10 protein-coding genes are annotated in these 12,266 nt (G+C 62.5%); all 10 read left to right on the top strand.

Annotated elements, in window-relative coordinates:
• The first annotated feature begins 135 nt into the window (after positions 1-135).
• On the top strand, positions 136-1,146 hold the full coding sequence (locus tag C4J86_RS17105) for an aspartate-semialdehyde dehydrogenase (protein WP_124371255.1): 1,011 nt from the start codon (positions 136-138) through the stop codon (positions 1,144-1,146).
• A 161-nt stretch (positions 1,147-1,307) separates the two neighbouring features.
• Positions 1,308-3,833 (top strand): FimV/HubP family polar landmark protein, encoded by a 2,526-nt coding sequence (locus tag C4J86_RS17100; protein ID WP_124371254.1) that lies wholly within the window; start codon positions 1,308-1,310, stop codon positions 3,831-3,833.
• Between the two features lie 168 nt (positions 3,834-4,001).
• On the top strand, positions 4,002-4,826 hold the full coding sequence (truA, locus tag C4J86_RS17095) for a tRNA pseudouridine(38-40) synthase TruA (RefSeq protein ID WP_124372451.1): 825 nt from the start codon (positions 4,002-4,004) through the stop codon (positions 4,824-4,826).
• 64 nt (positions 4,827-4,890) lie between these two features.
• On the top strand, positions 4,891-5,523 hold the full coding sequence (locus tag C4J86_RS17090; RefSeq protein ID WP_124371253.1) for a phosphoribosylanthranilate isomerase: 633 nt from the start codon (positions 4,891-4,893) through the stop codon (positions 5,521-5,523).
• Positions 5,524-5,768: 245 nt separating this feature from the next.
• Positions 5,769-6,689, top strand: a complete 921-nt coding sequence (accD, locus tag C4J86_RS17085; RefSeq protein ID WP_005789754.1) for an acetyl-CoA carboxylase, carboxyltransferase subunit beta — start codon at positions 5,769-5,771, stop codon at positions 6,687-6,689.
• Positions 6,686-7,993: a bifunctional tetrahydrofolate synthase/dihydrofolate synthase gene (folC, locus tag C4J86_RS17080; RefSeq protein WP_124371252.1), complete on the top strand. Its 1,308-nt coding sequence runs from the start codon at positions 6,686-6,688 to the stop codon at positions 7,991-7,993. Before accD ends, folC begins: the two co-directional genes overlap by 4 nt.
• Positions 7,977-8,636 carry an SPOR domain-containing protein gene (locus C4J86_RS17075; protein ID WP_124363595.1) on the top strand — a complete coding sequence of 220 codons (660 nt, stop codon included), beginning with the start codon at positions 7,977-7,979 and terminating at the stop codon, positions 8,634-8,636. The genes folC and C4J86_RS17075 overlap by 17 nt, the downstream gene beginning before the upstream one ends.
• 249 nt (positions 8,637-8,885) lie before the next feature.
• Positions 8,886-9,443 (top strand): CvpA family protein, encoded by a 558-nt coding sequence (locus tag C4J86_RS17070; RefSeq protein ID WP_003192538.1) that lies wholly within the window; start codon positions 8,886-8,888, stop codon positions 9,441-9,443.
• A 40-nt stretch (positions 9,444-9,483) separates the two neighbouring features.
• Positions 9,484-10,989: an amidophosphoribosyltransferase gene (gene purF, locus C4J86_RS17065; protein WP_124363594.1), complete on the top strand. Its 1,506-nt coding sequence runs from the start codon at positions 9,484-9,486 to the stop codon at positions 10,987-10,989.
• 62 nt (positions 10,990-11,051) lie between these two features.
• Entirely contained in the window at positions 11,052-12,263 is a 1,212-nt protein-coding gene (locus C4J86_RS17060; RefSeq protein WP_124371251.1) for an O-succinylhomoserine sulfhydrylase, read from the top strand.
• Positions 12,264-12,266 lie beyond the last annotated feature (3 nt).

Below are 12,266 nucleotides of genomic sequence, written 5' to 3'. Positions count from 1 at the left end.
TTGTGAACACATTCAAGTGTGGGAGGGGGCTTGCTCCCGATGGGGCCCTCAGCCACACCCCAAACCCAGGCTAATTGCCTCACCCCCAACCACCCGGTAAAGTGCCGCTCCCCCCGCAATGCCCGAGGCAGCCCCATGACCCAGACCTTTGAAATCGCCGTGATCGGCGCCACCGGTACCGTTGGCGAAACCCTGGTGCAGATTCTCGAAGAGCTGGACTTCCCGGTGGGCACCCTGTATTTGCTGGCTGGCAACAACTCCGCCGGTGCATCGGTACCGTTCCGGGGCAAGAACGTGCGGGTCAAGGAAGTCGATGAATTCGACTTCAGCAAGGCGCAGTTGGCCTTTTTCGCGGCCGGCCCGGCGGTGACCCTGAGCTTCGCCCCACGTGCCATCGCCGCCGGTTGCTCGGTGATCGACCTGTCTGGCGCATTGCCTGCCGAACAGGCACCGCCCGTGGTGCCGGAAGCCAACGCTCATGTGCTCAAGGGCTTGAAAAAACCCTTTCAAATCGCCAGCCCGAGCCCGTCCGCCACCAACCTGGCGGTGCTGCTGGCGCCGTTGCGCGGTCTGCTGGATATCCAGCGCGTGAGCGTCACCGCTAACCTGGCCGTGTCGGCCCTGGGCCGCGAGGCCGTCAGCGAGTTGGCCCGCCAGACGGCCGAGCTGTTGAATGTACGCCCGTTGGAGCCGACCTTCTTTGATCGGCAGGTGGCCTTCAACCTGTTGGCACAAGTCGGCACGCCAGACGCCCAAGGTCACACAGCCCTGGAGAAACGTCTCGTACATGAACTGCGGGCCGTGCTGGAAACTCCGTTGCTGAAGATTTCCGCAACCTGCGTTCAAGCCCCGGTGTTTTTTGGCGATAGCCTGACTGTGTCGCTGCAGTTGGGGGCGCCGGCCGATTTGGTTGAGGTGAACCGTGTACTCGATGCGGCGCCGGGTATCGAACTGGTCGAGGCGGGCGACTACCCAACGGCAGTAGGCGATGCGGTGGGTCAGGACGTTGTTTATGTAGGGCGAGTCCGTGCAGGTGTGGATGACCCGGAGGAACTAAATGTGTGGCTGACGTCAGATAACGTACGCAAAGGCGCTGCGCTCAATGCCGTGCAGCTGGCGCGGTTGTTGATAAAAGACCTTGCGTAAAAGATACTTGGCGCCAATTTGTAGATTGATTCTCACCAAGCGCTATGCTTGGCCAAAAGCGGAACACAAGCGCGTCGGTGACCTATCGGCTCGCCATGCCTTATGGCAGCGGTTACCAACCTTCTCGAAAGCCGGGGAGTGTTCAGACAAAGGATGAGGCTATGGTTCAAGTTCGCAAACTGGTGTTAGCAATAGCGGCCGCCTCGGCGCTGTCCTCCGGTATGGCGCAGGCGCTGCAACTCGGGGAGATGACCCTCAAGTCGAAGTTGAACCAGCCGCTGTCGGTGGAAATCGAGTTGCTCGACGTCGGCGGCCTTACGGCTTCCGAGATCACCCCGAGCCTGGCCTCGTCCCAGGCGTTCGTCGATGCCGGTGTCGATCGCCAGGCCTTTCTCGACGACCTCACCTTTACCCCGGTGGTCAATCCCAACGGCCGCAGCGTGGTGCGTGTCACCTCCAGCAAACCGTTGCCCGATTCCTATGTGCGCTTCCTGTTGCAGGTGCAGTGGCCGAACGGCCGACTCATGCGTGACTACAGCGTGCTGCTCGATCCCGCCAAATTCGACCAATCCACACCGGCTGCCAGTGCGCCAGCGCCGCGCTTGAGTGCGCCGGCCAGTACCGCGACCGCCGTCAGCAAGCCAGCGCAACATACCACCACTGCTCGCGATACTTTGTGGGAAATTGCCGAGAAAAACCGCAATGGTGGCTCTGTGCAGCAGACGATGCTGGCCATTCAGGCGCTCAACCCGAATGCGTTTATCGACGGCAACATCAACCGCCTGAAAACCGGCCAGGTCCTGCGCCTGCCGGACACCGTGCAAAGCACCGCGCTGGGGCAACCGCAAGCGATCGCCGAAGTGACGGCGCAGAACGCTGCCTGGCGTCAGGGCCGCCGCACCGCCGCCCAGCAAGTGGCGGGTAAGGCCCAGCTGGATGCTACCAAGCGCACCGAGACTGGCAATGCACCGTCGAGCACCAGCGCCAAGGACAACTTGAGCCTGGTGTCGGCCGAGTCCGCCAAAAAAGGTGCAGCAGGCAAGGCCGGTGATAGCCGCGCGTTGAGCGACAAGCTGGCGATGACCCAAGAGCAACTGGACACCACCCGTCGCGACAATGAAGAGCTCAAAAGCCGTGCGGCAGATCTGCAAAGCCAGTTGGACAAGCTGCAAAAGCTGATTCAACTGAAGAATGATCAGTTGGCCCGTCTGCAGGCCGAGAAGGGTGATGCGGCTGTGCCCGCAGCGGCGGCAGCGGCGGCAGCGCCTGCGCAGTTGGCCGGTGAACCGGCACCAGCCCCTGCAGCCCCGGTAGCGACACCTGCTCCCGAGCCGACCAAGCCGGTTGCCGCGCCTGCAACCACCGAAGGCAAATTCAATGAGCTTCTGACCAACCCTGTGGTGCTCGGTGTGCTCGGTGGCGCGGCCGTGATTCTGGCGTTGTTGCTCCTGCTGCTGTGGGTGCGCCATCGCAACGCCCGTCTTGAAGAAGAAAAGCACCTGCGCATGGCGCGCGCGCTGGCTGAAGAGCCGGAGTTCACGTCGAATATCGATCGCGACCTGCCACCCGACAGTTTCGAAGGCCTGGAAGTGCCGCCGCCGAGCGTCACGCGGGCACCTGCGCCTGCACCCGCTCCGGTGGTTGAGCCTGCTGTGCCCACCGTCGCCTCCGTGCTGGCGCCGTTGGCGGCTGCCGTCGCCCCGACTTCCAGCGACGCGCTCTCCCAAGCCCAGTCCCATATCGACCGGGGCCACCTGAACCAGGCGGCGGATGTGCTTGAGCAAGCGATCAAGCAGGAGCCCAAGCGCAGTGACCTGCGTTTGAAGCTGATGGAAGTCTACGGCCTGCAGAATGACAAGAACGGGTTTGTCAGCCAGGAGCGTCAGCTGGTGGCCACGGGTGAAAACCACGCCCAGGTCGAGCAGCTCAAGGGTCGCTTCCCGGCCATGGCGGTGTTGGCAGCAGGTGTGAGCGCCGCAGTGGCTGCCGCCGCCCTGGACGCCCAGTACGTCAAGAACCTGCTGGAAGACAAGCCGGCTGCGCCGCAGCCAGAGCCTTTGGATACCGATTTTGACCTGAGCCTGGACGACTTGGAGGCGGCATCGCCGGCGGAGGTCAAGGACGATCAGTCATTCGAGGCGCTTCTTGAGCAGCAGACCGCAGCCAACGCCAGCGCAGATGACCTGTCGGACTTCGACCTGGATCTGCAATTGGATGCGCCGGCGTCCGCGCAGTCCGATGACGACTTCCTGTCCGGGCTCGAAGAACAGATGAAGGACGTACCGGCCGCCGAGCCGCCGACCTTGACCCCGGCAGCACTGGACGACTTCGACTTGCCGGAAGATTTCGACCTCTCCCTGGCGGACGAGCCCGAATCGACGGCCAAGCCCGATGCCTTCGCTTCGGAACTGGACGACGTCAACGCCGAGTTGGACCGTCTGTCCCAGAGCCTGGAGCATCCTTCCATCGAGCCGTCCTTCACGGCTGAAGATGCGGCGCTCGGTGACGACGAGCCCGAGTTCGATTTCCTGTCGGGCTCCGATGAAGTCGCCACCAAGCTGGACCTGGCCCAGGCTTATATCGACATGGGCGATGCCGATGGCGCCAAGGACATCCTTTCCGAAGTGCTGACCGAGGGCAACGAGACCCAGCGCGGCGAGGCCAAGGAAATGCTCGGCCGAATCTGACGGCTGATATGCGCCCAATGGGGAAAGGGCTTGCTCCCTGCCACCATTGGCGCGGCGTCCCCCCCAACAAAAGCGCCCGTCGCGCAGCCGGCGCCTTTATAATCCCCGTCTTCGCGCAACTCATCAGGCTCTCAGTTCTTGGCAAATATAGATAACGCGGCCGCCGAAATGGCGGCCGCAGGCTTTCACCGCATCGCCCTCGGCGTGGAATACAAAGGCTCGCGCTATCGCGGCTGGCAGCGCCAGGCCTCCGGCGTGCTGACGGTGCAGGAAACCCTGGAAAACGCTCTGTCGAAAGTCGCTGACTCGCCGGTATCGCTGATGTGTGCCGGGCGTACCGACGCCGGCGTGCATGCCTGCGGCCAGGTGGTGCACTTCGACACCCAGGCCGAACGCTCGATGAAGGCGTGGGTGATGGGCGCCAATATCAATCTGCCCCATGACGTCAGCGTCACCTGGGCCAAGGTGATGCCGGCGCATTTTCATGCGCGCTTCAAAGCCATCGCCCGACGCTACCGCTATGTGATCTACAACGATCAGATCCGCCCGGCGCACTTGAACCAGGAAATCACCTGGAACCACCGCCCGCTGGATGCCGTACGCATGGCCGAGGCTGCGCAGCATCTGGTGGGTGTGCATGATTTCAGCGCGTTCCGTGCCGGCCAATGCCAGGCCAAGTCGCCGATCAAGGAAGTCCACCATCTGCGCGTGACCCGGCATGGCAAGATGATTGTGCTGGATATCCGTGCCGGGGCGTTCCTGCATCATATGGTGCGCAACATTGCAGGCGTACTGATGACCATCGGCACGGGCGAGCGTCCAGTGGAATGGGCCAGGGAAGTGCTGCAAAGCCGCATCCGCCGTACCGGTGGGGTTACGGCGCATCCGTTCGGCCTGTATCTGGTGGATGTGGAGTACCGCGACGAGTTCGAGCTACCGGAGCGTTTTATCGGGCCACACTTCCTCACAGGTTTCAGTGAACTTGGCGGCTGACGCCTGGAAAAGCTTTTGTTACCATCCGGGACTTTCTCGGTTCAGTCCCTGAGGTTTCTACGATATGTCAGCCGTTCGCAGCAAGATTTGCGGGATTACCCGCATCGAAGACGCGTTGGCGGCGGTCGAGGCGGGGGCGGATGCCATTGGCCTGGTGTTTTATGCCAAGAGCCCGCGGGCGGTGAATGTGTTGCAGGCGCGGGCCATCATCGCCGCGCTGCCACCGTTCGTGACCACCGTGGGTTTGTTCGTTAACGCCAGCCGTTGTGAACTCAATGAAACCCTGGATGCCGTGCCACTGGACATGCTGCAGTTTCATGGCGATGAAACCCCGGACGAATGCGAAAGTTATCAGCGCCCCTATATCAAGGCGTTGCGCGTCAAGGCCGGCGATGACATCGCCGCCGCCTGTGCCGCCTATGCAGGCGCGCGCGGGATTCTGCTGGACACCTACGTCGAAGGCGTTCCCGGCGGTACCGGAGAAGCCTTCGACTGGTCGCTGATCCCGGCGGGCTTGAGCAAGCCGGTCATCCTCGCAGGTGGGCTCAACTCGTTGAATGTCGGCGCGGCCATCGAGCAGGTCCGGCCGTATGCGGTGGATGTCAGTGGCGGGGTGGAGCAGGGCAAGGGCATCAAGGATCACCACAAGATTCGCGCATTCCTGCGGGCCGTGCGCAACAGCAGCGGTGCGATGTGACGGCTGGCAGTCTGCCGCCGTCCATAACTACCACTGTGTAAAACAGCACCGGCGCCGCCTGCGGGAGGCCCGGAAACGAAGTGGCAACCCTGCGCTGGCAGGTTGTCTGGAAGGCTGAGGATGCAGGCGGGAAATGGCTGGTCGAACCTCTGACCCCGTCCCGCCGGCCTCATCGCCACATATGAATTTAGCTCAAGGGCATACGCGGGGCTGTGTTCAAGCCACCGGTACTGGAGAAAGAAAGCATGAGCAACTGGTTAGTAGACAAACTGATCCCTTCGATCATGCGTTCCGAGGTGAAGAAAAGCTCGGTTCCTGAAGGTCTGTGGCACAAGTGCCCATCCTGCGACGCGGTGCTGTACCGCCCGGAGCTGGAAAAGACCTTGGACGTTTGCCCCAAGTGCAACCACCACATGCGTATTGGCGCACGCGCCCGTATCGACATCTTCCTCGACGCCGACGGCCGCAACGAGCTGGGCGCTGACCTGGAGCCGGTCGACCGTCTCAAGTTCCGCGACAGCAAGAAGTACAAGGACCGTCTGGTCGGTGCGCAGAAGCAGACCGGCGAGAAAGACGCGCTGATCTCCGTCAGCGGCAAGCTGCTGGGCATGCCGGTGGTGGTTTCGGCGTTCGAGTTCTCCTTCATGGGCGGCTCCATGGGGGCCATCGTCGGCGAGCGCTTCGTACGCGCCGCCAACTATGCCCTGGAAAACCGCTGCCCGATGATCTGCTTCGCCGCCTCCGGTGGCGCGCGTATGCAGGAAGCGCTGATTTCCCTGATGCAAATGGCCAAGACCTCGGCGGTATTGGCGCGTCTGCGCGAAGAAGGCATTCCGTTCATCTCGGTACTGACCGACCCGGTCTACGGCGGTGTTTCCGCCAGCCTGGCGATGCTCGGCGATGTGATCGTCGGTGAGCCAAAAGCCCTGATCGGCTTTGCCGGCCCACGCGTCATCGAGCAGACCGTGCGTGAAAAACTGCCGGAAGGTTTCCAGCGCAGTGAGTTCCTGCTGGAACACGGCGCCATCGACCTGATCATCCCGCGCGGTGAGCTGCGCCCACGCCTGGGTAACCTGCTGGCGCAAATGATGGGCCTGCCGACGCCTGTCTACGTAGCGCCCAAGGTCGAGCCGATCGTCGTGCCGCCGGTGCCAGCAAACCTATGACCCAACGTACCCTCGGCGAATGGCTCGCCTACCTTGAGCAGTTGCATCCGTCCGCCATCGACATGGGCCTGGAGCGCTCGCAACAGGTAGCGGCCCGCCTTGGGTTGGGGCGGCCGGCACCGCGTGTGATCACGGTCACCGGCACCAACGGCAAAGGCTCCACCTGTGCCTTTGTCGCGGCGCTGCTGCAGGCCCAAGGGCTGAACGTCGGCGTCTACAGCTCGCCGCACCTGCTGCGTTACAACGAGCGCGTGCAGCTCAATGGCCGCGAAGCGAGCGACGAGCAGCTCTGCGAAGCCTTCGCCGCCCTCGATGCAGGGCGTGGCGAGATTTCCCTGACCTATTTCGAGATGGGCACCCTGGCGGCGTTGTGGCTGTTCGAGCGTGCGCAACTCGATGTCGTCGTCTTGGAAGTGGGCCTTGGCGGGCGTCTGGACACGGTCAACGTGGTGGATGCGGACATGGCGCTGGTCACCAGCATCGGCGTTGACCATGTCGATTACCTGGGTGACACCCGTGAATCCGTAGCATACGAAAAGGCCGGGATCTTTCGCCAGGGCAAGCCTGCCTTGTGCGGCGATCTCGACCCTCCGCAACCCTTGCTGGACAAGGTGCGTGAGCTCGACTGCCCGTTCTTCCTACGCGGGCGCGACTTCAATCTGGAGATCGGCGATCAACATTGGCAATGGTCCGGGCGCGATACGCGGGGCCAGCCGGTAGTGTTACGCGATTTGCCGCTGCTGAACCTGCCGATGGAGAATGCCGCGCTGGCGCTGCAAGCCTATCTGTTACTGGATCTGCCGTGGAATGCCGGGCAAATAGCCGCAACCCTGTTGGCAACGCGCATAGTAGGGCGCCTGGATCGACGTGCCGTGGAGTGGCAGGGCAAGCGCCTGAACCTGCTGCTGGATGTGGGCCATAACCCTCACGCCGCTGAGTATCTGGCGCAGCGCTTGGCGCGCACGCCGCCGTCCGGCCGCCGCCTGGCGGTGTTTGGCCTGCTGGCCGACAAGGATCTCGACGGCGTGCTTGCGCCGTTGCTGAGCGGGGTTCGGTCCTGGGCCGTTGCGCCGCTGGATACGCCACGTAGCCGTCCGGCAGTTGAGCTGGAAACTGCCTTGCAGAACCTTGGTGCGTCGGTGACGTCGTATGCAAGCATCACCGCGGCCCTCGAGGCGCAGTGTGCGGTAGCGACGGTCGAGGACGAGATTCTGTTGTTCGGATCATTTTATTGTGTTGCCGAGGCGCTCGAATGGCTGGCCCGGCGCTCCACGGAGGAAGCTGCACATGGCATTACTGGATAGCGCATACAAGCAGCGAATGGTCGGAGCCCTGGTGTTGGTGGCATTGGCGGTGATTTTCTTGCCGATGCTGTTTTCCCGTCAGGACGAGCAGCGCCAGGTGGTCGTCGAGGCTCCGGCTGCGCCCCAGGCACCGGTGGTGCCTCAGGTCCAGGTTGAACCGGTGGTGGTGCCTGAGCCGCAGGCGCTGCCTGAAGAAGAGCCGGTGCCGAGCGATGAAGAGGTCGCCGCGCAACAGGCGCCGTCCATGCCAGTGCAGCCAAGCGTGCCGGTGGTCAAGCCGACACCCGCTCCGGCTGTTGCCGCCAAGCCGGCGACGCCAGCGCCTGCGCCCAAACCTGTAGCGCCACAGCCTGCCGCGCCGGGCAAGCCGGACGTGGGTCAGAGCCGTATCGACCCGAATGGCTTGCCGATCAGTTGGTCGATCCAAGTGGCCAGCCTGGGCAACCGCGAAGGCGCCGACGCTTTGCAAAAAAAGCTGCGCGCTCAGGGTTACAACGCCTACATCCGTAGCGCCGACGGCAAGAACCGCGTGTTTATCGGGCCGCTGATCGAGCGCGCCGAAGCCGACCGCCTGCGGGATCTACTGGACCGTCAGCAGAACCTGAAAGGTTTCGTAACCCGCTTCCAGCCTGAGCGCGGCTGATTCCGAAACTTGAAAATGCAGTCGAGTGTGGGAGGGGGCTTGCCCCCGATAGCGGTGGGTCAGCCAATATATCTATTGACTGTTACACCGCTATCGGGAGCAAGCCCCCTCCCACATTGGTCTTCGGCGGTTTTGAAGTAGCGTTCGCACCGCCCAATCTATTGATTTGCAAGGCACCCGCAATCACCGCTTACCGATAGCCCGGCGCTCTGCTAAAATGCGCCGCCTTATCCGTACGTAGGCTGCACTGTGCCATTTACCTGGGTTGATTGGGCGATCGTTGCAATCGTCGCCATCTCCGCTTTGATCAGTCTGAGCCGCGGCTTCGTAAAAGAAGCACTGTCGTTGCTGACCTGGATCATCGCAGGAGTCGTAGCCTGGATGTTCGGTGGTTCACTGTCGGTCTATCTGGCCGGGTACATAGAGACACCCTCGGCTCGCGTCATCGCGGGCTGCGCCATCATGTTCATCGCCACGCTGCTGGTGGGGGCAATGGTCAATTATCTTATTGGCGAGTTGATACGTGTCACCGGCCTTTCCGGGACCGATCGATTTCTCGGCATGGCCTTCGGCGCCGCGCGTGGCGCGTTGCTGGTGGTCGTGGCGGTCGGGCTGTTGAGCCTGGGGCCGGTACAGCAGGATTCGTGGTGGCAGGAGTCGGTGCTCGTGCCAAAATTTCTATTGGTTGCAGACTGGTCCAAGAACCTCATATTGGGGTGGAGCAGTCAGTGGCTGGCCAGCGGAATCAGCGTACCCGCTGATCTTCCGTTCAAGGAACACCTCTTGCCGGCCAAAACGCCTCAGTAAGAGTGTTCAGTCAAGATCCATTAAGTAGGGGTTGCGTCGCATGTGTGGCATCGTCGGTATCGTCGGTAAGTCGAACGTCAATCAGGCGCTGTATGACGCGCTAACCGTCCTCCAGCACCGCGGCCAGGACGCTGCCGGTATTGTGACCAGCCACGACGGCCGGTTATTCCTGCGCAAGGACAATGGCCTGGTGCGCGACGTGTTCCATCAGCGTCACATGCAGCGCCTGGTCGGTCACATGGGCATTGGCCATGTGCGTTACCCAACCGCCGGTAGCTCGACGTCGGCCGAAGCTCAGCCGTTCTACGTCAACTCGCCTTACGGCATTACCCTGGCGCACAACGGCAACCTGACCAACGTTGAGCAACTGGCCAAGGAGATCTACGAATCTGACCTGCGCCACGTCAACACCAGTTCCGACTCGGAAGTGCTGCTCAACGTGTTCGCCCATGAGCTGGCCCAGCGCGGCAAGCTGCAGCCGACCGAAGAAGACGTGTTTGCCGCCGTGATCGACGTGCATAACCGTTGCGTGGGCGGCTATGCCGTCGTGGCGATGATCACCGGTTATGGCATCGTCGGGTTCCGTGACCCGCACGGCATCCGCCCGATCGTGTTCGGCCAGCGTCACACCGACGAAGGCGTCGAGTACATGATCGCCTCCGAAAGCGTGTCCCTGGATGTACTGGGCTTCACCCTGATTCGCGACCTGGCGCCGGGCGAAGCGGTGTACATCACCGAAGACGGCAAGTTGCACACCCGTCAGTGCGCCGTTGCGCCGAAACTTACCCCCTGCATCTTCGAACACGTCTACCTGGCGCGTCCGGATTCGATCATCGACGGTGTTTCGGTGTACAAGGCGCGCCTGCGCATGGGTGAGAAGCTGGCCGAGAAGATCCTGCGCGAGCGTCCCGAGCACGACATCGACGTGGTCATCCCGATCCCGGACACCAGCCGTACCGCCGCGCTGGAGCTGGCCAACCACCTGGGCGTCAAGTTCCGCGAAGGCTTCGTCAAGAACCGCTACATCGGCCGTACCTTTATCATGCCCGGCCAGGCGGCGCGCAAGAAGTCGGTGCGCCAGAAGCTCAACGCCATCGAGCTGGAATTTCGTGGCAAGAACGTGATGCTGGTGGATGACTCGATCGTGCGCGGCACCACGTGCAAGCAGATCATCCAGATGGCCCGTGAAGCCGGTGCGAAGAACGTGTATTTCTGTTCTGCCGCGCCTGCCGTGCGTTACCCGAACGTGTACGGTATCGATATGCCGAGCGCCCACGAACTGATCGCCCACAATCGTTCGACCCAGGACGTGGCCGACCTGATCGGTGCCGATTGGCTGATCTACCAGGACCTGCCTGACTTGATCGAAGCGGTCGGCGGCGGCAAGATCAAGATCGACCAGTTCGACTGCGCCGTGTTCGACGGCAAGTACGTGACCGGTGACGTCGATGAGGCCTACCTGAACAAGATCGAGCAGGCGCGCAACGACTCGTCGAAGATCAAGACCCAGGCGGTCAGCGCGATCATCGATCTGTACAACAACTGAGTGAACACCGGCCCTGAGGGGCCGGTTTTGTATCTTAAAGAATTCGAGTAAGGAGTCGCAGCATGAGTCAGGAATGGGATGCCGGTCGGTTGGACAGCGACCTCGATGGCGTAGCTTTCGATACCCTGGCTGTGCGCGCCGGCCAGCACCGCACCCCGGAAGGGGAGCACGGTGATCCGATGTTCTTCACCTCCAGTTATGTGTTCCGCACGGCGGCCGATGCTGCTGCGCGCTTTGCCGGTGAAGTGCCGGGCAACGTCTACTCGCGCTATACCAACCCGACCGTGCGTGCGTTCGAAGAGCGTATCGCCGCCCTGGAGGGTGCTGAGCAAGCGGTGGCCACGGCGACCGGCATGGCGGCGATCCTGGCAGTGGTAATGAGCCTGTGCAGCGCTGGCGACCACGTGCTGGTATCGCGCAGCGTGTTCGGTTCGACCATCAGCCTGTTCGAGAAGTATTTCAAGCGCTTCGGTATCGAAGTGGACTACGTGCCCCTGGCGGATCTGTCCGGTTGGGAGGCAGCGATCAAGTCCAATACCAAGCTGCTGTTCGTCGAGTCGCCGTCCAACCCGCTGGCTGAACTGGTGGATATCGCCGCGCTGGCCGAAGTAGCGCACGCCAAGGGCGCGATGCTGGTTGTCGACAACTGCTTCTGCACCCCGGCGCTGCAACAGCCGTTGAAGTTGGGCGCGGACATCGTGGTGCATTCGGCCACCAAGTTCATCGACGGCCAGGGCCGTTGCATGGGCGGTGTGGTGGCCGGTCGCAGCGAGCAGATGAAGGAAGTGGTGGGCTTCCTGCGCACCGCCGGGCCGACCCTGAGCCCGTTCAACGCGTGGATTTTCCTCAAAGGCCTGGAAACCCTCAGCCTGCGCATGAAGGCCCATTGCGCCAATGCCCAGACGCTGGCCGAGTGGCTGGAGCAGCAGGACGGGATCGAGAAAGTGCATTACGCCGGCCTCAAGAGCCACCCGCAGCACGCATTGGCGCAGCGCCAGCAGCGCGGGTTCGGCGCGGTAGTGAGTTTCGAAGTGAAGGGTGGCAAAGAAGGCGCCTGGCGCTTTATCGATGCCACGCGCCTGATCTCGATCACCGCCAACCTGGGTGACAGCAAAACCACCATCACGCACCCGAGCACCACCTCCCATGGGCGCCTGGCGCCGCAGGAGCGTGAAGCGGCAGGCATCCGTGACAGCCTGATTCGCATCGCGGTCGGGCTGGAGGATGTGGCTGACTTGCAGGCCGACCTGGCCCGCGGGCTGGCGGCCTTGTGATCG

Source organism: Pseudomonas sp. R2-7-07 (genome assembly GCF_003852355.1).
Classification (GTDB): domain Bacteria; phylum Pseudomonadota; class Gammaproteobacteria; order Pseudomonadales; family Pseudomonadaceae; genus Aquipseudomonas.
Note: the sequence above shows the minus strand (reverse complement) of the source record. Positions and strands in the feature narration are given on the sequence as shown.